This is a genomic window from Ruegeria sp. H7, from assembly GCF_056532945.1.
Genome location: NZ_JBQFNZ010000001.1, coordinates 947,296 through 969,021 on the forward strand (window position 1 = coordinate 947,296; position 21,726 = coordinate 969,021).

Below are 21,726 nucleotides of genomic sequence, written 5' to 3' on the forward strand. Positions count from 1 at the left end.
CATCCCAACCCGGATCAGCAAGATCACCTCTATTCCCGGCGCTGCGGTGCTTTGAACAAATCCTTGCGAAGGGTCATCAACGCGCCGGGGTCGATTTTGGCCTGAATAACAGTTGTTTCCCCCGAGGCTATTGCCTGTTGTAACGCAGGCCCCATGCCACCGGGGCCATCGACCCAGATGCCTTTGCCGCCGCAAAGTTCCGCGAATTTGTCAAAGCGGGGCGACTGGATTTCGGCCCCCAACAGACGTCCGCCATAGAACTCCTGCTGATAGGCTTTCTCGGCCCCCCATGCCTCATTATCCAGAACCACGATCACGATGGGCAGATGGTGTGAGATGGCGGTCTGGATTTCGATCATCGTATACCCCACCGCACCGTCGCCCATGACGGCAACAACGGGCCGGTCGGGGGCTGCGGCCTTGGCCCCGATGGCGGCGGGCAGGCCAAAGCCAACCAATCCGAAATCCAAAGGGGTGATCAGCGACAAAGGCTCATAATGCGCCAGACGGTCCGCGGCTTGAAGGCAGGTGTTACCGGTGTCCAGCGTGACGATGGCGTTTTCGGGCAGCGCGTCGCGCAGCTCGCCCAAGGCACGGCGGGGATGCATGGGCAGGGTCTCGATTGCTGCTTCCTCGGCGCGCTCGGCCCGAAGGGTCTCCATGTCGGCACGAAACGCATCACGCCATGGATCGCAATCAGGTTTAGCGGCCGCATCGGTCAGCACCTCGGCAGTCAGGCGCGCATCCCCCTGGGCCGCAATTTCAGCCGGGAAATAGCGCCCCACCGCAGATCCGTCGATATCCACATGGGCGATCCGCGTCTCGGCCCCCACATAATCGTTTGAATGAAAGGTCGAGTTGAACCCCAGCCGTGCCCCAAGCACGACCATCACATCCGCCTCTTTCGTCAACCGGCTGGCCACCCGGTTGCCACGCGGCCCGGCCTGCCCCGCAAACCACGGGTGTCCGTGGCGCATCACGTCGGCATGGCCGGTTGATGCAACCACCGGCACCTCAAGTGTCTCGGCCAAAGCGGTCAGCGCGTCTCGCCCGGCGCTCCATTTGAAGCCACCGCCGGCAAAAATCACCGGGCGTTTGGCTTCACCCAGAAGCGCGGCGATGGCGGCAACATCTTCGGAGGCCGCAGGACCGGGCCGGGCGATGTTAACTGACACCGGGTCAACCGCAAGCACCTCAGCCGCAAACAGGTCGCGCGGCACATGCAGCACGACCGGCCCACGACGGCCCGAATTTGCCAGCCGTATTGCATCTTCCAGCATCGGGACCAGACGCGACCGGTCCGTGACCATGACCGAGCGTTTGCAGATCGGGGCAAACAGCGCCACCTGATCAACCTCCTGAAACGTGTCTTTGGCTTGATCGGCCCGCGTGATCGCGCCTGCGATGACCACCAGCGGGGAATAGGCCAGATGCGCCTCGGCCACGGCGGTGACGATATTGACCACACCCGGCCCGGCCTGCGCGCCTAGAACAACACCGGGCTTGCCGGTCATCCGCGCCCAGGCATCGGCCATATGCCCCGCCGCCCGTTCATCGCGCGCACCGACATACGCGACCTCGCCCCCCTGATACATCGCGTCATACAGTTCGAGCATCGAGCCGCCCAGCAGGCCGAACACGGTGTCGATCCCATTGGCCTTGAGCACGCGATAGACGGCCTCGCCGCCGGTGATTTTGGTCATGGTCTAGTCCTCGGATCGGGGTCTCAGGTTTTGTGGGTCAAACAGGGCGTCGTCATGAACGGTCACGGGGATGGCACGGTTCAGGATTTGCACGCTGAGGCCATCGCGCGGGGTGCCTTTGCGCACGAACAGCCAGCCCAGCGACTTGCCCACCGTATAGCCATACCCGCCCGAGGTGGTCAGACCAACGGGCATGCCATTCAGCAACACGGGCTCGCCGCCGTGAATGTCGATGCCGTCGGCACGGAGTTCCGCATAGAAGAGCTGCCAATCCGGGTCGCGGGCCAAAAGGGCATCCTTGCCGATGAAATCGCGACCTTCGGCGCGGACAAAGCGGTCAAGGCCAACGTCGAACGGACCAACATCCGTGGTCAGCTCGCCACTTGCGCGATAGGCTTTCTCCATCCGCATCCCGTTGAACGCGTAAGAACCCAGATCGACCAGCCCGTGCGTGGCACCAGCCTCAAACAGCGCATCATAGAGCGCACCGATCCGGTCCAGCGGCACGTGCAACTCCCACCCGAGCTCACCCACAAAAGACACCCGCAGCGCATAGCAGGGGATGCCTGCAACGGTGATCTCTTGCCCCGACAGCCAGGGAAAGGCAGCGTTGCCGAGGTCAGCCTCGGTCAGTTCCGACATGATCCGGCGTGACGCCGGGCCGGACAGGGACAGCATCCCCCAATCGGCGCTGCGATTGACCATCTGCACGTCTTCACCGGGTCGGATATGGGATTTGATCCAGTCAAAATCCGGGTTCGCCCGCGCGATGGCGGAACCGGTGAAATAGCGACCATTGGCGATGCGCCAGATGGTGATTTCGGTCTCGAACCTGCCCTTCGGAGTCAACAGGTGGTTCAGGCTCATCCGCCCGTCTGTGGCGGGGATTTTGTTGGCCGACAGCCGGTCGAGCAAGGCGCCCGCATCCTTGCCGGTGATCTCGAACTGGGCAAAGGCGCAGAGGTCGATCACGCCAGCGGCGGCGCGTGTGGCTTTGGCCTCGGCCATGGCGTTTTGATGCCAGGTCTGGTGGCCCCAGCCGATCTGCTCGACCTCACCCACCGCACCGAAATAGCGCGGGCGCTCCCAGCCAGCGACCTCACCAAACACCGCGCCCTTGGCGGCCAGCCGGTCATAAAGCGGATGGCGGTTCAGCGGGCGCAGGCTGTCGAACTGCTTGCCGGGGCAGGGCGTGTCATGGCGGCGCATGAACTCGTCCTTGGTGCGCTCGACGATGAAATTGTCGGTGCTGAAGTCGCCATAGCGGCGCGGGTCCATCCCACGGGTGTTGATCTGGGTTTCGCCATGCACCATCCAGTCGGCCAGCACCTTGCCAGCCCCACCGCCCCATGCGAGCCCGATGGAAGACCCGCAGGACAGCCAGACATTTGGCGCACCCGACGGCCCCACCAGCATCCCGCCATCCGGCGTATGGGTGATCGCCCCGCGCACCACGCGCCTGATCCCCAGTTCGGCCAGCACGGGCATCTTATCGAGCGCCACCATCAGAAAATCGCCAATCGAGTCGTAATCGACCTCGAACAGCTCATTCTCCGCTGCCCATGGCGCGCCTTGCGGCATTTCCCAGACCGTAGGGCAGACATGGCCTTCGTAAATCCCGATCAGGCCCGATTTCTGCTCCTGCCGGATATAACCGCCAAAGGCATTGTCGCGCATGACGGGCAGTTCGGAACGGTCCTGAAATTCGGGCACCGTATCCGTGACCAGATAATGATGCAGGCAAGACACCGACGGGATTTTCAGCCCGAACCATTCCCCCACCTGATTGGCGTACGAGCCTGCGGCGATCACCACATGCTGGGCGAGAACATCACCCTTTTCCGTCGCCAGACGCCACATATCACCCTTGCGCGATGCGCCGGTGACGCGGGTATGCCGCTCGATCCTGGCCCCACGCGCGCGGGAGGCGGCGGCCAGCGCCATGGTGACACCGGATGGGTCGATATGGCCGTCTTCAAAGGTCTGCACGGCGGCCTTGATGTCAGAGGTCCGGTAGAAGGGGTTGCCTTTGGCCACTTCCTCGGGCCCGACCAGTTCCATCGGCAGGTCCAGCAGCCTGCCGACCCCCATAATCGACTTCATCCAGTCGACCTCATCATCGGTGGTGGCGATCCGGAAGCCGCCGACCTGATGCCAGCCGATGCTCTGGCCGGTCTCTGCCTCGACGCGCTTGTAGGTCTCGATCGAGGTCTTGTTGATCCAGCCCGCGATCCGACTGCCGACCGCATGGGCGATCTGGCCCGCCGCATGCCATGTGGAACCGGAAGTCAGTTCTGCCTTTTCGAACAGGATCGTGTCGGTCCAGCCGTTTTCGGCCAGTTGAAACTGGGCGGCGACGCCCATGATCCCGCCGCCGATGATCGCGACCTGAGTGGTGCGGGTCGTATCACTCATTGGAATGCCTCTTTGGCGGGTTTCGGGGCGGCGCGGGCGGTAAAGCGGGTGCAGGCGATTTCCACCTCTACCGCCCATGTGCCATCTGCGGAGGAAGATTTTTCGTCGAAAAATCTCGGCGCGCCCGAGATCATTGCCAGCGCAACAGATCGGCCGAACCGGTAACTCCACGCGGCAGAGGTGATCTGGCCCGCGACCTTCCCTTCGAAATAGACAGGCTCGTCATGGATCGGGATCGCATCCGGGTCATCGAATAACAGCGAAACGATCCGGCGTGCGGGCGTGTGATCCCGCAACGCCTCTTCGCCCACAAACCCGGTGCCCATGGCGCAGAATGCGTCCAGACCGGCCTCGTGCGGGGTGGTGCCGGGGGTCAGCTCGTGCCCGAAAGCGCGGAACCCGCTTTCGATGCGAAGGCTGCCGCTGGCGTAAAGACCCGCATGGCTGGCCCCGGCAGCTACCAGCGCCTCATACGCGGCCATGGCCATGTCGGCCTGGATATAAAGCTCGTACCCCTCTTCGCCGGTAAAGCTCAGCCGCCCCGCCCAACCGCGTGCAAGGCCGATTTCGACCGGCGCGAAGTGAAAGCGCTTCAGATCAGGGACCAGCATGTTCGAGGTTGCTTGCAACACGGAGCGCGCCCGTGCCCCGGCCAGTCCCAAAATGGCATACCCGCTGGTCACATCGATGAATTCCACCCGGAAATCGCCCCGTGTCTCGCGCATACGCTTGAGGACGCGCACGACCTCGCCCGTGCCGGTGATCAGCAGATAGGTCTCGGGGCCGTGGCGCTGAACGGTCAGATCGCTTTCCACCCCGCCGCGTGCGTTCAGGATTTGGCTGTAGGCGATGCGCCCGTCGGGCATATCCATCTGCGCCGCGCAGAGACGGTTCAGAAAGGCGTAAGCGTCCGGCCCCTGTACCATGATCTTGCCAAAGGCGGATTGATCCAGAATGGCGGCACCGTTGCGGCAGGCCTCGACCTCGGCCCCGACCTGATCGCGCCACGCGGGCACACCGAATGTCAAAGGCAGATGCGCGGCCTTGCCGCCGAAATGCACGGCGCGTTCCCAGCCGCCGCGCGATTCAAACTGTGCCCCCGCAGCCACCAGACCGGCGTGAATGGGTGAGCGTCGCTGACCGCCGGCGCTGTCCATGGCCCGACCCGGATAGGGGTTGTCGTAATGGCGGCCCAGCACTTCGGGGATGCGGGCCTCCAACGCGCCCAGCACGTTCATCTCGGGGCTGAACCGGCGAATATCGGCCTCGTTCAACTCCATGGTCGGCTCGCCTGCGATGATCCATTCGGCCATCGCCTTGCCCGCGCCGCCAGCCAGCGCAATGCCGGTTGAGTTCATGCCCCCCATCAGGAACAGGCCCGGCACCTCGGGGCTTTCGCCCAGCATGAACTGACTGTCGAGGGTAAAGCTCTCGGGTCCGTTCAGCAGCATCCGCACTTCGGCCCGCTCCAGCGCGGGAATCCGACGCAGGGCGTTCTCCATCATCGGCATGAAATGATCCCAATCCTCATCCAGCAGGTCAAAGCTGAAACCCTCGGGCAAACGGTTCAGAGGCAGACCCTTGGCGTTGGGTTCAAAGCAGCCCACCAAAAGCCCCTCGACATCGTCGCGGGCATACAGGAACGCGTCCTGATCGTTCAGCGTCGGCAGATGTGCCCCTTTGCCAAGCGCCTGCACCTCGGGCAGGGGTTTGGTCAGGATGTAGAAATGCTCGCAGGCATAAAGCGGCATATGGGCACCGGCCATCGCCGCCACCTCGCGGGACCAGAGGCCACAGGCGATCACCACCTCGTCGGCCTCGATCAAATGATCCCCCACCGCTACACCCGAGATACGCCCGGCCTTTTTCCGCAAGCCGGTGACGGCGGTATCCTCGAAAATCCGCACCCCTCGTGCCCGCGCCCCTTTTGACAGCGCCAGTGCCACGTCCGAGGGGTTCACCCGCCCATCCGCCGGGGACCAGACCGCGCCGATCACGTCATCGGTTTCGATCAGCGGCCATAGTTCTTTCGCGCGGGCGGCATCGATCACCTCGGCCTCAAGGCCAAAGGCACGGCCCAGCGAGACCTGCCGTTTGATATTGGTCAGCCGGTCCGGGTTGGTGGCCAACGTCAGCGACCCGGTCTGGGTCCAGCCGGTGGCTTGGCCCGTCTCGCGCTCCAACGCGCCATAGAGGTCGATCGAATAGTTGATCAGCTTGGTCAGAGTTGCAGAGGGCCGCAGGCGACGCACCAGACCGGCGGCGTGCCACGACGTGCCGCTGGTCAGTTTCGAGCGTTCGAGCACCACGATATCCGTGCGCCCTTCGCGCGCCAGATGATAGGCGATGGAACAGCCGATGACGCCGCCGCCGATGATGACCGTGCGGGCATGGGATGGCAGCGTCATGGCAGTACCCCGTCGCGGATCATGTCGGACAGCGTGGCGCGAAACGCCTCCAGCGCCTCATAAATCATGTCCGGCTCATGCGCCGCCGAGGTGACACCGGACGTGTAGGACATCATATCCACCCCGCGTGCCAGCAATCCGTCGCGATAGGCTTTGACCGTGGTTTTGGGCAAGCCACGTATCTGAGCCGGGCCAAGACCGTCCAGAGAGTGTCGACCAAAGAACACATGAAAGACCGAGCTGTCGCCATAGGCCACACCGGCAACGCCCAGATCGGCCAGAGCGGCATTCATGCCGTCCCGCATCCGCGCCGCCATCGCATCGGCCTTGGCCTGAGCCTCGCCACTGGCCAGCAACGGCATTGCGGCGCAGGCTGCGGCGGCCACCAGCGGTGAGGCATTGAACGTGCCCTTATGACTGACCGCCGGTGCGATGCCGTCGCGCATGGTCGCGTTGTTCATCAACTCCATGATCTCGACCCGGCCGCAGACCGCACCGCCCGGCAGACCGCCGGTGACGATCTTGGCCAGCGTTGTCAGGTCGGGCACGATGGCGTCTCGGGCCTGTCGCCCGCCGGGGGACCAGCGGAACCCGGTGATGATCTCATCAAAGATCAGCACCACACCCGCCGCCCGCGCCACGTCGTGCAGTGCCCGCAATGTCGCGGTCGACAATGGAACCGATCCATAGTTCGCCCCGGACGCCTCGATGATGACCGTTCCGATACGATCATCCTGCAGCGCGTCTGCCATCGCGCCGGGGTTTGCCGCGCAGACATGGATCAACTCATTCACCGCCTCTGGTACGCCCAGCGACGCGGCTTGATTTGTTCCCGGTTTCGCACCTTTGAGCGCGTGGTCGTGCCAGCCGTGGTAATGCCCATCCACACGCAGCACGTGATCCTTGCCGGAATACGCGCGGCCCAGACGCAAGGCGAGCATTGTCGCCTCGCTGCCAGACGCGGTGAACCTCGTACGCTCGGCGCAGGGGTATAACTGATTGACCCAATCGGCCCAGAGGATTTCAGCCTCGTGACAATCGGCACTGAAGATCGACTGTCCGGCCTGCTGTCTGATCGCCTCGATGATCGCAGGATGACCATGGCCCAGCAGTTGGCTGGCGCTGCCCATCTTGAAATCGATATAGCGGCGGCCTTCACTGTCCCACTTCTCGGCCCCCTGCGCACGCTCGATGTAGACGGGATGCGGGTCGCGATAGCGCAATTCGTGGCTGACACCGCCCGGAAGGGCCGCACGGGCGCGCTGGCTGAGGTCAGAATTCTTCATTCAGGTCGTCCGATTTGGGTCCGTGTCAGACGGATGTCAAAACTGCCTCGCAAGCTGCGGTCGATGTGATCGGGGATATGCGCCGGGAAGTGGCTGTTCAGGATCTCGCGCGCCCGTTCGCGGGCGACGTCGCCGATCCTTTGTCCGCCGTGTTCCTCCCAGTCACGCGGGGCCCGACGGTCGCCGATTTCGGGGTAGAAATAGTCCGACTTCATCCGGCTGAACGTGTGCATTTCGCCCAGATAATGACCCTCGCCCCGGCACACATCCGCAATGACATCTGCAGCGATGTTTTCCGGCGTGGCCTCGATCCCGCGAATGGTGCGCAGGATGTTGCCCAGCAGATCGTTGTCGCTGACATATGCGGCGTGGCTGACACCCAGAAGGCTCGACATCATGCCCGCCGCCTGCGTGACGATGTTCGACCCCGCATGGGCGGCCATGGTCACGGCCAGAGATTTCTCGGCACCGTATTGGGCGTCCAGCCGCTTGGCATCGGTGATCCCGGCGATCGAGCTGGTAGGCAAATCCCAGTGCCGCCCCATCTGCGCCGCCCCCGCCATCAGGATCGCCTGCTCGCCGCCGCCGCCACTCATGGATCCGGTGCGCAGATCAGCCACAAGCGGTTTGGGCGCAAAGATCGCCTTGACCTCGGGATCGACCAACCGCGCGAAAACCAGCCCGGCCAGAGTTTCCGCGACCGCCTGCACCAGCGACCCAGCAATCGTCGCCGGGCTGGTCGCCCCGGCCTGACCGGCGCTGATCAGTTGAACGGGAAAACCTGCCCTGATCGCAAGGTCCAACACCTGGCAGGCCTCTTCGGCGAAGCGCATCGGCGGGACCACGTGGCAGACCATGACGGTAAGAAACGGGCGGGCGCGAAATGCGGCCTCACTGCCTGCGATGCTGTAGCAAAGCTGGGCGATCTGGGCGACGTTCTGCGGTTCAGTGATCGAGATCGACACATGCTTGGACGTGCCCGCCAGACAGGCATAAGCGGTATTAAGGTCCATCACAGCGGGGTCCTCGATATCCCGCGCCACAACCGACCGGCTGAAATGATGGATATTGTCCATCTGATCCACGATCCGGGCCGCATCATAGAGGTCCTGCAACGTGGAATCGCGATACTCGTGCGTGTTAAGGTCGAACACCCCCGGAGCAGCCCCGCCGGTTGACATATGCACCCGCGATCCTTCGTTTTTAAGGTCGCGGTCGGGGTGCTGGCCACACAGCGAGAACCCGCGTTGCGCCCCATCAATCGCCCAACACACCAGATCGGGCGGAAACAGCAACCGCCCGTCACCCGTCCGCACACCGCCCGCCGCAACAACCTTGTCGATCATCGACGGGGTGGCCTGACTTAGACCAAGCGTTTCCAGCAATGCAAAGGCAGAGCTTTCGACCAACGCCACCTCATCCGGGGAAAGCGGTTTGAGACGACCGCCCATGACCCCCGGCCAGACAGGCAGAGAGCCTTCGCTTTGCAGGGTGTCCTTCAGCCGGTCTTTGCGACCTCGGCGGCGGCTGGGTTTGACCATCGACTCATGAAGTTTGCTTTTCGTCGAGATCAGGCTTTCATATCCGGAACACGTTTACAAAGGCAGCTTACTCAGCAATAGATGAGTAAAACTACTCTATAGGCCTGACATGAAACCGTCCCTTCCCGCCCTGCGCGCCTTTGAGGCCGCCGCCCGGCTGGGCAGTTTTCGCGCCGCGTCCGAAGCCTTGTCAGTCACCCCGACGGCGATCAGCCACCATATTCGCGGACTGGAAGATCAGCTTGGCACCAAGCTGTTCACGCGCAGCGGTCGGGATGTCACACTGACCGAAGACGGCGAACGGCTTGCAAACGCCGCCGCACAGGCCTTCGGGATATTGGACGAAGCGGTGCGCACGCTCCACCGCCGGTCCCGCAAAGTGGTCCGGCTGGCGGCCGGCCCGATTTTCACCGCGCGCTGGCTGATGCCAAAGATCAGCGATTTCTGGGCCTCTCACGCGGATATCGAGCTTGAGGTTCTGCCCACTTTCGAACCCGGAACAAGCGTGCGGGAAAACCTCGACATCGTGATCCGCTGGGACCGCATGGCCGAGACATCGGGTGACGCGATCAAGTTACTTGAGCTCAGCCCCGTCGCCATTGCGTCCAAGTCATTTCTTGACACCCACGGACCCATTGAGAACCCGAAAGACCTGCTGAATTTACCCCTGCTGCACCAAAGGAACCACTGGGGATGGCTGGATTGGTTCGCAGCCATGAACGTGCCCGTCCCAAACCGGCTGCGCGGTTCGATTTTCCAGGACGCAAACGCCCTGCTGCGCGGTGCTGCCGAGGGGCAAGGGATCGTGATCGGCTGGCTGCCGCTGATTGATCAGGACCTTGCCGAGGCACGGGTCGTTCGCCTTTTCGATGAAAGCATCCCCCCCACACATGCCTATTTCGTCGAGGTGCGCGGCAGCCGCCCCGTGAGGCGGGAGGTGCAGAAAGTCGTGGACTGGCTTGCGGGCTGATGTTTGCGGCTCGTAGCGCGTGCAATTGTGGTCGTCACACAAACCTGTTCACATAATTCTCCAGCATCTCCTGACGCCCTGAATGTGGTTCTGGGTTGATCCCATCCCGCAAGACTCGGGCGGCAATGTCATCGAGGCTGCTGTTCAACATAGCTTGCGCTGCGGGTGAACTCCAATTGGAATACCTGTCAGAAAGCGCAGCCTCCAAGCCCCCGTCTTCGATCATTACTGCAGCGGCCCTGAGACCTCGGGCGCAAATATCCATGCCACCGACATGCGCGGCGACAAGGTCTTCTGCATCAATCGACTGACGGCGGATTTTGGCGTCGAAATTCGTGCCGCCGGTTGTAAAGCCGCCCGCTTTCAGAATGTAGTAGTAGGCCAAGGCCACCTCGGGCGCGTTATTGGGGAATTGATCCGTGTCCCAACCCGACTGATAGTCGTTTCGGTTCATGTCGATGGACCCCAGCATACCCTCGGCCGCTGCAACTGCGATCTCGTGTTCAAAGCTATGACCGGCAAGGATTGCGTGTCCCTGTTCGAGGTTCAGCTTCACCTCGTCCTCCAACCCGTATTTCCGCAGAAACCCGATGCAGGTTGCAGCGTCATAGTCGTACTGGTGCTTGGACGGCTCCTGCGGTTTGGGTTCGACAAGAATGGCACCCTTGAAGCCGATCTTGTGTTTGTATTCCACGACCATGTTCAGAAACCGGCCCATATGGTCCAGTTCAGTCTTCAGGTCGGTATTCAGCAGGGTCTCATAGCCTTCGCGGCCACCCCAGAGGACATAGTTTTCGCCGCCCAGCTTGTGGGTTGCGTCCATGCACGATTTCACTGTTGCAGCCGCAAACGCGAACACGTCGGGATCGGGATTGGTGCTGGCCCCGGCCATCCAGCGTCGGTGGCTGAACATATTGGCCGTCCCCCACAGCAGTCGGGTGCCGGACGCCTGCATCTTTTCACCGATATAGTCGGTGATGTCTTCCAGCGTTCTCAGATTGTCGGCAAAATTGCCCTGTTCGGGCCGGATATCGGCGTCGTGCCAGCAAAAGAAGGGCTGGCCCAAAAGCTCGAACAATTCGAATGCGATATCCGCCTTCATACGGGCCCGGCCCATATCGTCCTGCGGATGCCAAGGGCGTTCGAACGTGGGACCACCAAAGGGGTCTCCGCCCTCCCACGCGAAAGAATGCCACCAGGCGACCGCAAATCGCAGATGATCTTCCATGCGTTTGCCCATGACAATCTCATCCGGGTCGTAGTGGCGGAAGGCCAAGGGGTTTTTGCTGTCCGTACCCTCGAACTTGATCTGTTCGATCCCGTCGAAAAATCCGCTTTTCATTCCTGCCCCCTAGTCCGCCTTCTGACCGGGCTGTTTGCCCAGAATGATCATCGACAAAAGATCGTCATCGGTGACGTCTGCGATATCGACAGTTCCCACCAGTTTCCCGTTTTTCATCACCGAGGCGCGGTCGCACAGATCCATAACCGCGTGCACGTCGTGATCAATCAGGAATATCCCGATGCCCTGCGCCTTCAACTGGTGGATCAGGTCCGCGACCATCTGCGTTTCATGCGGGCCAAGCGCCGCTGTGGGTTCATCCATGATCAGGATGCGGGCATTGAAATAGACGGCCCGTGCAATCGCCACAGACTGCCTTTGACCGCCCGACAGCGCGGACACCGGATCGCTGAACTTCTGAAAATTCGGGTTAAGCTGCGCCATGATCTTTCGGCATTCAGCCTCCATGGCGGCGTCGTTGACCAGCCCGAAGGGCGTCGTCATCTCGCGCCCCAGAAACAGGTTCGACGTTGCATCCAGATTATCGGCCAGCGCGAGGGTCTGGTAGATGGTCTCGATATTATTCGCCCGCGCATCACGTGGGTTGTTGATCTCAACCGGATTGCCATCAATCAGGATCTCGCCATGATCCATTTGATAGGCACCCGAAAGCACCTTGATCAGCGTCGATTTCCCGGCCCCGTTATGGCCAAGCAAGCCAACGACTTCGCCGGGGTAAAGATCGACCGATACATGATCGACCGCCTTGATCCCCCCGAAGGAAATCGAAATGTCGCGCATTTCGACCAAGGGCGGCGCACCGGTTCCGCGAGCGGATGTTGAGGGCGTTTTCTGCGTGTCCTGAGCTTGCATCACTTTGCCCCCAGTCGCTTGCGGTAGACGATGTCGATATAGACGGCCAGCACAAGAACGCTGCCGACCACGATGTTCTGGAACGGCGCGTCAACGCCAACCATGGCCATGCCGGACTGAAGCGCCTGCATGATCAATGCGCCAAGGATCGCGCCGTATATGGTACCGATGCCACCGGACAAGGCGGTCCCGCCGATCACCGCCGCCGCGATAACTCTCAGTTCATCCAGCGTGCCGATGTCGTTCGAATGGTTCGCCAGCCGCGCCGAGGCGACCACGGCGGATACGGCGCACAGGAAACCCATCAGCGCGAAAATCTTCACGGTCAGCAGGCGTGTGTTGATACCTGAAAGCTCTGCCGCGTCCGGGTTGCCTCCAGTGGCAAAGATATAGCGGCCGAACCGGGTTTTCCGGGCCACAACTGTTAGGATGACCGCAACGATGATCAGGATGAGGACCGAGATCGGGATACCGTAGCCAACAACCAACCCTTCGGGCATCGTCTCTCCGCGTGCTTCGAACATGCGTTCCAGGCGGCGCGTGGGAATGGCGTAGCTGTTGACAATGTATACATAGCCAAGGATCGCGACAGCGATGATCCCGGCCAGTGTGCTTTCAGCCCAGACGGGTTTGACAGGAAACCCGTGCGCGGATTTTGCGCGCCGTCCGCTCCACAAGGCCCAGATGGCGATTGCGGTGGCGAACAGCCCGAACAGCCAGCTTACCGTTGTGCCCAGGGTTCCATTTGTGCCGCCGAACATAAGGAAGGTGCTGTCCAGCGGGCCAATGGTCTGACCGCTGGTCAGGTACCAGGCCACGTTTCGCCAGACCAGAAAACCACCAAGGGTGACAATAAAGGCCGGGATCGTGAGATAGCCGACCAACCAGCCGTGAAATGCACCGATCAGCGTGCCCGCGAACAGACCGATCACTATGGTAATCGCCCATGTTGCCGGATTGTTCAAACCCATCCCCAGCATGTGCGGCAGCAGTTCGGTCTGTGTCATTGCCATAACCGCCGAGGTTGTCGCCAGCAACGCCCCGACTGACAGGTCGATATGCCGCGTGACGATGATGAACACCATCCCGCAGGCCATGATCGCCACTGAAACCGTCTGGATGGACAGGTTGAACAGGTTGCGCGGGGTCAGGAACCGTCCGTCGGTGACGATGTTGAACCCGATGCACAGGATGACAAACGCGCCGATCATGCCCAAAAGCCGCATATCCAGTTCCAGTTGCTGGAACAGGCTGGGTTTTGCCTTTTCAGGTATCGGCTGAGACGAAGTTTCGGTCATTTCCGATCTTTCATTTTCAGCAAGTACCCCCGGCCCAAACAGGGCCAGGGGCTGAGTGGTTTAGTTACAGGGGGCAGGTCCGTTTTCGACGCCCTGACACAGCGCTTCCTGCGAAATCCAGCCCGCATCCACGACAACGGACAGGTTATCCTTGGTAATCGGGACCGGAGCAAGGAAGACCGAGTTCATCTCGGTGCCGCCCGGCGATGTCCAGCTGACCACACCATCCACGTCTGCAGGGCTTGTGCCACTGCTCAGCGCAACTGCAATTTCACCGGCGGCTTTGCCCAGTTCACGGGCATCCTTCCAGACCGAGACAGTCTGTGTTCCAAGTGCAACCCGGTTCAGCGCTGCATGATCGCCGTCCTGCCCGGATACCGGAATACCCTCCATGCCCTGCGCCGTCAGCGCGGCAACAACACCGCCTGCTGTGCCGTCATTCGACGCAACAACCGCGTCCACGTTGTTTTCATTGGCCGTCAGGATCTGTTCCATGTTGCGCTGCGCATTCGCAGGTAACCAGCCGTCGGTATAGGCCTCACCAACGATGACGATGTCACCGCTGTCCACCGCCGCACCTATGATCTCTTGCTGACCGCCCCGCAGGAAATCGGCGTTTGGATCGGTGGGGGACCCCTTGATCATCACGTAATTGCCCTTGGGCATGGCATCAAAGACGGCGCGGGCCTGCATGCGGCCGACCTCGACATTGTCGAAGGTCAGGTAAAAGGCCCGGTCATCCTCGATCAGACGGTCATAGGCAATCACCGGGATACCTTCGTCAGCCGCAGCCTGAACCGCCGGCCCGATGGCCTGCGCGTCTTGCGCCAGAATGATCAACGCGTCCACGCCCTGTGCGATCAGGCTTTCAATATCCGAAAGCTGCTTGGCGGATGACGACTGCGCATCAGATGAGATGTATTCAGCACCACCCGCTTCCAGCGCTGATTTGATGGCTGCTTCGTCCGTCTTCCATCGCTCTTCCTGAAAGTTGGACCAGCTTACGCCGACCACCGGCTCTGCGAAGGCAGCAGAAGCCAACAAGGTGGCCGCAGCCGAGAAGCTGAGAATTCTTTTCATGATTTCCTCCCATTTGCCGAGCCATCGAATCTCGATTCGCGGCTCTCACAATTTTGAATACCATATTTATTTCAGTGGGTAAAATATTTACTCTACAAGAAAGCGGCAATTTCAAATAGATTGGGCCAACGGCAAGATTCGCGAGGATAAGATGCTGAAAAGCAAAGCCTCTCTGGTTTCATTGGAGCAAAGAAACACAACCCGTCTGCGGGTGTTGGAGCATATTCGAGCGCAAGGATCCGTCTCGCGGATCGATATAGCATCCGCTTTGCAAACCAGCCCGGCCACCGTCACCGCAGCAACAGCCGATCTTATTTCCGCCGGGTTGATCAAGGAAACCGAAGGCGAGGCGCAGCCCGGTTCCGGCAAAAGAGGCAGGCCCAGGGTTTTGCTGCAACTGGACGGGCAATCCCACCTTGTGGCGGGTCTGAAAGTCGCGCGGCAAGTGATTTCAGTTATTCTGGTCGACTTTGAAGGCAACGAAGTAACATCGCACAAACAGCCGCTGGAACACGCCCGAATGACACCGGCGGAATTCGTAGAGGCAGTGTGCAAAGCCCTTCGGGAAACCTGCAGGCAGATTGGAGGCACGCTCGACAATCTGGCCGGTGTTTCCATTGGCGTGGCAGGTCTTGTCGATGCAAAACGGAACTTTGTGCACTGGTCGTCTTCGATCACCGACCGGAACATTGATTTCAATCTATTGCTGTCGAAGGAAATCCCCTGCCCGGTCTTTGTGGACAACGACGCCAATCTTGTCGCCAAAGCCGAACAGCTGTTTGGGCTGGGCAAGGGGCTGAAAAACTTTCTGGTTGTGACGATCGAGCATGGTGTCGGTCTGGGAATTGTTCTGGACGGAAAACTCTACCGCGGAGAACGCGGCTGCGGTGCGGAATTCGGTCACACCAAGGTTCACCTCGACGGGGCGCTGTGCCAATGCGGCCAACGTGGATGTCTTGAGGCTTATGTCGGGGATTATGCCCTGATACGCGAAATGACCGTGACAGGCCACGACAGTGAGATGGAGAGCGTGTCCGACATCTATGATCGCGCCAGTTCCGGGGATGAAAGGGCTGCGTCGGTGCTTGCCCGCGCTGGTCAGATGTTCGGCCTTGGGGTGTCAAATCTGATCAACCTGTATGACCCTGAATGTATCATCGTGTCCGGCACCCAAATGAGCTTTGAACATCTCTGCTCAGACCAGGTGATGAACCGCATCCGAAACGGCGTTGTCAGTGTCGATGCCCCCCTGCCGGAACTCAAAGTCCACGATTGGGGCGATCTGATGTGGGCCAAGGGCGCAGCCGCCTATGGGATCGAACAAATCTCAATCCTCAAAGTGCAGGAGCTTACGGCCCATGCGTCCTGAACCGCTGGTCTTTTTGGTTCTGGCCAGTGGGGCTTACGCCGAGGTGCCTTCCCCTGAATTCCAGCGCATCGACGTCCCGGCCCATGTCTACGAGGGCGGATGGGAGCATTTTGTCGGCGGCGGCGTCGCGGTTTTCGATTGCAACGGTGACACGCTGCCCGAGTTGTTTGTTGCAGGTGGATCAAATCGATCCCAAATGTTCAAGAATACCTCAGGCGACACGATTTCCTTTCGGGCCGAAACACCCGATCAGTTGTCGCTGACCGGGGTTTCCGGTGCTTATCCCTTGGACGTTGACAGCGACGGCTTGATGGATCTGGCAATTCTGCGCGTTGGCGCAGACCTGCTTTTGCAAGGCCTGCCAGATTGCCAGTTCAAGCCCTTTGACAACCTTGGTTTTTTGTCCGCCGACCACTGGACCACCGGCTTCTCAGCCACTTGGGAAGACGGGCAAGACTTGCCCACTTTGGCCTTTGGAACCTATGTTGATCGATCCGATCCGGACGGTCCGTTCGAGGCCTGCGGGCCGACCCTGCTCTATCGACCCGAAGGGCACAGCTACGGGCAACCGCAACATCTTGAACCCGGCTATTGTTCCCTGTCCATACTGTTCTCGGATTGGGCACGAACGGGGCGTGCGGATCTTCGTGTCAGCAATGACCGCCACTATTATGTGCGCAACGGGCAAGAGCAGCTTTGGGCCATGGAACCGGTGCCCCGCCTGTACACGCCCGAGGACGGTTGGATGCCCTATTCGATCTGGGGCATGGGGATCGCCTCGCGCGATCTGACGGGGGACGGCTTTCCCGAGGTTTACCTGACCTCCATGGGCGATCAGAAGCTGCAGGTGTTTGACCCAACCGCCCAAGGCCCAACGTGGCGCGATGCCACTTATGACAAGGGAACGACGGCCCACAGACCTCATGTCGGCGATGATGGCAGGCCGTCGACCGGGTGGCACGCGCAGTTTGGCGATGTCAACAACGACGGCCGCGACGACATCTTCGTCGCCAAGGGCAATGTAGAACAAATGCCGGATGCCGCTTTGAACGATCCCAACAACCTGCTTGTGCAGACACCCCATGGGCAATTCGCTGAGACCTCGGCTGAGGCGGGCGTTGCTTCAATGGCAAAGTCCCGCGGTGCGGCAGTTGCCGATCTGAACAATGACGGGCGGCTTGATCTGGTGGTCGTCAATCGAGGCTCGGAACTGGAAGTCAGCCAGAACATTTCGCGCGCTGGCCACTGGCTGTTGCTTGGCGTTTCTCAGGATATATCCAACCGCTTTGCAGTTGGTGGATTTGTCGAAATAAAAACTCCGGCAGGGGTTCAAACCCGCGAAATAACGATTGGTGGCGGTCATGCAGGGGGCATCGCCGTGTTTCATCATTTTGGTCTGGGCAATGAAAGCGACGCGCAAGTTCGAGTCATTTGGCCGGACGGAGAAACGGGCGAATGGCAGAGGGTCAGCGCCAACCAAATCGTCCGGATTTCCCGTTGATCATTGATCCACTGGCAGGCCACTTGGAACTTGAGAGGGCACCCCCAACCGCTTTGCCGGGTCTTCAAGACTTGCCAGAAAACTGAGAAGAGCGTCGATCTCCTGATCTGTCAGAGATTGCGGCGACAGGCTGTTGCTTTCCGCGATCTCGCCTATGTGTTGCCGATCCAATAGCGGGCTCTGATCATCAGCACCGGGGAATTCCGGCAACAGGGCCATTTCAATCGTGTAGTTCTGCAAAGATGCAACCGGGTCCAAATGGTGGCGCACCATATCCTCGAGCCGGGCGAAGGCACCGTTATGTCCGTAGGGCGCGGTCAATGTCACGTTGCGCAGCGATGGCGTGCGAAACGCAAATGCATCTTCCGGGTTACCTGTGACGCGAAAACGCCCATCATCGCGCACATGTCTTTCAAACCGCGCGGATTTTCCCGGCCCGATCTGCGGCACTGCAATCGAATGGAAGCCGTGATCTGTCTGGAACCAACCTGAATGGCAGGTACTGCACCCGGCCTTGCCATAGAACAGGCCCATGCCGATTTCGGCGTCTTCCGGCAATTCACCTTCGCCTCTCATCGCACGGTCAAAGGGGCTGTTATCCGCGCGCCACTCGAACGCGATGAAATCTGCAATCGCGTTGGCAATGGCAGTAAACGTAATCTCGGCATCCGGGGCGATGTCGCCAAACCTCTGCCGGTATTCCGGAATGGCCGCAACACGGGCGGCTATCAAATCCCACGCGCCGTCTTGCTGGGTCAAAAGACCCAGTCGAACCGCCTTGCTGACATCATTTTCCGAGTAGTGACCCGCCATTTCATCCGGCGAAAGCACCGGGAACATGGCTTGCGCCGCCAAGGCGGATTGAAAGCCGGGCCGCATATGCGTGCCCAGCGGCGTTCTGATCCCGTTCGGTTGCGTGGGGTCCGCCTCAAGCCGCCCATCGTGGAAAAACGTTGTAAACTCCGTCGCGCCGAGGTTCCAAAGCCCCGGTGAGTTTCTGGGAATACGTTGCTCAGGCGTGTTCTCGGGATCCAGCCTGCGTTCGGGACCCAGACCAAGCCCCCCTTCCCCGGTGCCAAGGGACAGGCCGTCTGATGTACCAAGATCGGGATGGTGACAGGTTGCGCAGCTGATGTTCTTGTTGCCGGACAAAATCGGGTCGTAGAAAAGCAGCTGCCCCAGTTCGACGCTGTTTAAATCAGGCTCGAGGAATTCGGGCCGATCACCAAGGTTCTGGGCACTTGTGCTGCCTGCGCTTGAGATCAATACGCAAAGAACCGGAAAGAGCCACCTAACCTTCATCACGACCCTCTGAGATCTCAAGGGTAAGCACCTGGCGGTACGGGCTTTCGGGCGTATGGATAATCGAAGGAAAGGACGGGATGTTCAGGGCGTTTGGGTATCCCGAAGGTTCGATGCACAGACCGGGCGATGCATATGGCGGCTTTGCCAGATTGGCACCTGAATAGACCTGCGCACCGGGCTGGTCGGAATAGGCTGTCAGCGTCAGGGCGGACGGCGCGGTAAATACAGCCACCGGCGCGTTCGGGTCACGATCCTGATCGAAGCAGAAATAATGGTCGATCCCCTTTGACGCCTGTCTGATCGGACTTGGTGCCGAAAAATCCAGTTCGCTGCCAACGGTCGAACACAGTCGACCAGTAGGAATTCCCTGCTCATCGATGTCGAGATATCGGCTTGAAGCAAGTTCCAATCGATGTGCGGCAACGCCTTCGAAGCCACCTAAAGAGTAGTAGTTGTGTTGTGTGACACTGATGGGCGTCGGACGGTCAGGATGTGCCGTGATTGTATAGATCAATCGCGGGAACCGCAGGGTGACGCGGACCTCGAACCTGACAACGCCGGGGAACCCGCCTTCCCCATCACGCGACTGATGGCTCAGCACGGCCTCGTTCGGGGCGGTCTGCGCAAGGGCCCAGAACTGTCGGGACAGGCCCTGCGCGCCGCCATGCAGAGTGTTGGTGCCTTCATTTGCGCTCAGGTCATGCCTACGACCCGCCAAGTCAAATTGGGCACCGCCGATCCGGTTCGCGACGCGCCCAATAATTGCGCCCATGAACCTTGTATCCGAGAAATACGCGGCCGGGTCATCAAACCCAAGCACAAGTGACGTGTCCTTGTACCACCACCCTTGCGTGATTGCCCCGTAGTTCAGAACCGTGACCCGCATGTCGCCATCCGACAACATTGCCGTTTCGATCCGAGAGGGCATTCTCGCATCAGGTGTCATCTTGCAGCCAACGGCGCCAACGCCTTGTAGAATTGCCGGTATCGCCCGTATTCGCGTTCATACATGTCGATCAGGTCGCTGCGCGGATCGATACGATCCTCGATTTCAGGCGGCGTCATAACCTCGGCTGGCGTCGCGCTATTTACGGCGCAGATGGCAAGGCGCGCGGCCCCCATTGCGGCACCGAACTCGCTGCCTTTGGGCAGGTCCAGCGGCACTTGCAAGACGGTGGCCAATGTCTCCAACCAGAAACGGGATCGCGCGCCTCCGCCCACTGCCATCAGACTGCTTGGTCTTGTCCCCGTGCGTTTCAGGGCCTCAAGGCAATCCCTCATCGCAAAGGCAACGCCTTCCATGACGGATTGCGTCAGATCAACGGGCTCCGAGGCGACATCCACGCCCAAGAACGCGCCCCGGATGTGGCTATCGTTATGCGGTGTCCGTTCGCCCGACAAATAGGGCAGGAACGTAACCGATGACGGGCCCGACACCCTGCGAGGCAAGGCTGCAACCAGTTTTTCAACCGGCTGGCCCAGGTTCCGCGACAACCAGTTCATGCTGTTTGTGGCAGACAGGATGACCCCCATTTGTATCCACTTGTCAGGTACGGCGTGACAAAAGCAATGCACCGCCGTTTCCGGCGCAGGGGCGTAACTATCCCTTGCAACAAGCAATACGCCCGACGTTCCCAGCGAGACAAACCCCGTGCCGTCCCGAATACTGCCAATGCCACACGCCGCAGCCGCGTTATCCCCTGCCCCTCCGGCCACGATCACATCGCCGGAAAGCCCCCATTCCTGTTGCAATGCAGCCTTCAACGCGCCGCCCGGATCGCTGCCTTCAACCAATCGAGGCATCTGATCGGCGCGCATATGACCCAAAGCAAGCGCGGTTTCCGACCACTGCCGGGTTCCAACATCCAGCCAGGATGTTCCGGCACTGTCTGACACGTCCGAAATGTATTCGCCCGTCAGCCAATACCGCAAATAGTCTTTCGGAAGCAAAACCTTGGCTGTCTTCGCAAACACATCGGGCTCGTGCGAACGCACCCACTCCAGCTTTGGCGCGGTAAAGCCCGGGAAGACAATGTTACCCGAGATCGCGCGCATGTCCTGTGCCTGATCCAGCACTGCCGCCTCTTCGGCTGATCGCGTGTCGTTCCAGAGGATACAGGGCCGCAACACGCGACCGTCCGCATCCAGAAGTGTCGCGCCGTGCATATGTCCGCTCAGGCCAATTCCACGCAATTTGGAAAACGCCTGTGCATCACGCGCGCGGAGTTCGGTGACTACCTTTTTGCATGCATCAATCCAATCTGACGGAGTCTGCTCGGACCACCCGGGTTTGGGCGTTGCGGTCGAAATGCTGACTTCGGCGGCACATAAGACGAGACCGGCGTCATCCACCAGAATCCCTCTGAGACCGGACGTTCCCAAATCCAACCCAAGGTACATTCGGCATTATCCCGTGCTATTATTTTAGTTGATAAAATTAATTGTAGCAGAATTCTTGTCAAGGTGCCTTGAAACATACGCCTTTCCCAACCTGAAAAGGCCGCTATGAGCGAACACCTCTCACGTGCCCAGCGGAAAGTCGAAGTTTCAATTGCCATGACGCGGACGAGAACAGACTGTTTTCAGTATGGTTAGGCTGCCTTCACAAATTGAGCTGTCATTTTGTAATTTAACCCGGCCTTCCGGTTTCAGTTAAGTGTGAGTTGGGGCAGACCTAAATCTCCCATTGGTTGTG

The 21,726-nt window shown here is 60.3% G+C and carries 15 protein-coding genes; 3 read left to right on the forward strand and 12 right to left on the reverse strand.

All coding sequences use genetic code 11. The features are described from left to right. Positions 1-29 precede the first annotated feature (29 nt). The 5 genes from ACR0AC_RS04480 to ACR0AC_RS04500 are packed head-to-tail and all read right to left on the reverse strand — an operon-like array spanning position 30 to position 9,353. Complete coding sequence (locus tag ACR0AC_RS04480) at positions 30-1,703, reverse strand: thiamine pyrophosphate-binding protein (RefSeq protein ID WP_480872097.1); 1,674 nt, start codon at positions 1,701-1,703, stop codon at positions 30-32. A gap of 3 nt (positions 1,704-1,706) precedes the next feature. Then, positions 1,707-4,118: an FAD-dependent oxidoreductase gene (locus ACR0AC_RS04485; RefSeq protein WP_480872099.1), complete on the reverse strand. Its 2,412-nt coding sequence runs from the start codon at positions 4,116-4,118 to the stop codon at positions 1,707-1,709. Further along, entirely contained in the window at positions 4,115-6,526 is a 2,412-nt protein-coding gene (locus tag ACR0AC_RS04490; protein WP_480872101.1) for a GcvT family protein, read from the reverse strand. Before ACR0AC_RS04490 ends, ACR0AC_RS04485 begins: the two co-directional genes overlap by 4 nt. Next, complete coding sequence (locus ACR0AC_RS04495; protein WP_480872103.1) at positions 6,523-7,812, reverse strand: aspartate aminotransferase family protein; 1,290 nt, start codon at positions 7,810-7,812, stop codon at positions 6,523-6,525. Before ACR0AC_RS04495 ends, ACR0AC_RS04490 begins: the two co-directional genes overlap by 4 nt. Next, complete coding sequence (locus tag ACR0AC_RS04500; RefSeq protein WP_480872105.1) at positions 7,809-9,353, reverse strand: trimethylamine methyltransferase family protein; 1,545 nt, start codon at positions 9,351-9,353, stop codon at positions 7,809-7,811. Before ACR0AC_RS04500 ends, ACR0AC_RS04495 begins: the two co-directional genes overlap by 4 nt. Before the next feature lie 109 nt (positions 9,354-9,462). Between ACR0AC_RS04500 and ACR0AC_RS04505 the strand changes: the two genes are divergently transcribed. Further along, positions 9,463-10,323: a LysR family transcriptional regulator gene (locus ACR0AC_RS04505; protein WP_480626394.1), complete on the forward strand. Its 861-nt coding sequence runs from the start codon at positions 9,463-9,465 to the stop codon at positions 10,321-10,323. A 34-nt stretch (positions 10,324-10,357) separates the two neighbouring features. On the opposite strand, the gene xylA is transcribed toward ACR0AC_RS04505, so the two are convergent. From xylA to xylF, 4 genes are read right to left on the reverse strand one after another with little or no spacing between them, the layout of a single operon-like run. Next, on the reverse strand, positions 10,358-11,665 hold the full coding sequence (gene xylA / locus ACR0AC_RS04510; protein WP_480872107.1) for a xylose isomerase: 1,308 nt from the start codon (positions 11,663-11,665) through the stop codon (positions 10,358-10,360). A 9-nt stretch (positions 11,666-11,674) separates the two neighbouring features. Continuing rightward, complete coding sequence (locus ACR0AC_RS04515; RefSeq protein WP_170452837.1) at positions 11,675-12,478, reverse strand: ATP-binding cassette domain-containing protein; 804 nt, start codon at positions 12,476-12,478, stop codon at positions 11,675-11,677. Next, complete coding sequence (locus tag ACR0AC_RS04520; RefSeq protein WP_480872108.1) at positions 12,478-13,776, reverse strand: sugar ABC transporter permease; 1,299 nt, start codon at positions 13,774-13,776, stop codon at positions 12,478-12,480. Before ACR0AC_RS04520 ends, ACR0AC_RS04515 begins: the two co-directional genes overlap by 1 nt. A 60-nt stretch (positions 13,777-13,836) precedes the next feature. Beyond that, positions 13,837-14,856, reverse strand: coding sequence for a D-xylose ABC transporter substrate-binding protein (gene xylF, locus ACR0AC_RS04525; protein ID WP_170521563.1), 1,020 nt, complete (start codon positions 14,854-14,856; stop codon positions 13,837-13,839). Between the two features lie 151 nt (positions 14,857-15,007). Here xylF and ACR0AC_RS04530 point away from each other — a divergent pair, with 151 nt between their 5' ends. Both ACR0AC_RS04530 and ACR0AC_RS04535 read left to right on the forward strand, forming a co-directional pair. Further along, on the forward strand, positions 15,008-16,225 hold the full coding sequence (locus ACR0AC_RS04530) for an ROK family transcriptional regulator (RefSeq protein WP_170452846.1): 1,218 nt from the start codon (positions 15,008-15,010) through the stop codon (positions 16,223-16,225). Further along, positions 16,215-17,726: a CRTAC1 family protein gene (locus ACR0AC_RS04535; protein ID WP_480872110.1), complete on the forward strand. Its 1,512-nt coding sequence runs from the start codon at positions 16,215-16,217 to the stop codon at positions 17,724-17,726. Before ACR0AC_RS04530 ends, ACR0AC_RS04535 begins: the two co-directional genes overlap by 11 nt. Here the strand turns inward: ACR0AC_RS04535 and ACR0AC_RS04540 are convergent, their stop codons facing one another. Genes ACR0AC_RS04540 through xylB form a run of 3 tightly spaced genes read right to left on the reverse strand, consistent with a single transcriptional unit; the run spans position 17,727 to position 21,431 of the window. Next, positions 17,727-19,028, reverse strand: a complete 1,302-nt coding sequence (locus ACR0AC_RS04540) for a cytochrome-c peroxidase (protein WP_480872112.1) — start codon at positions 19,026-19,028, stop codon at positions 17,727-17,729. It lies immediately after the preceding gene. After that, positions 19,018-19,959, reverse strand: a complete 942-nt coding sequence (locus tag ACR0AC_RS04545) for an aldose epimerase family protein (RefSeq protein WP_480872114.1) — start codon at positions 19,957-19,959, stop codon at positions 19,018-19,020. The genes ACR0AC_RS04540 and ACR0AC_RS04545 overlap by 11 nt, the downstream gene beginning before the upstream one ends. A gap of 14 nt (positions 19,960-19,973) precedes the next feature. Further along, on the reverse strand, positions 19,974-21,431 hold the full coding sequence (gene xylB / locus ACR0AC_RS04550) for a xylulokinase (protein ID WP_480872115.1): 1,458 nt from the start codon (positions 21,429-21,431) through the stop codon (positions 19,974-19,976). Positions 21,432-21,726 lie beyond the last annotated feature (295 nt).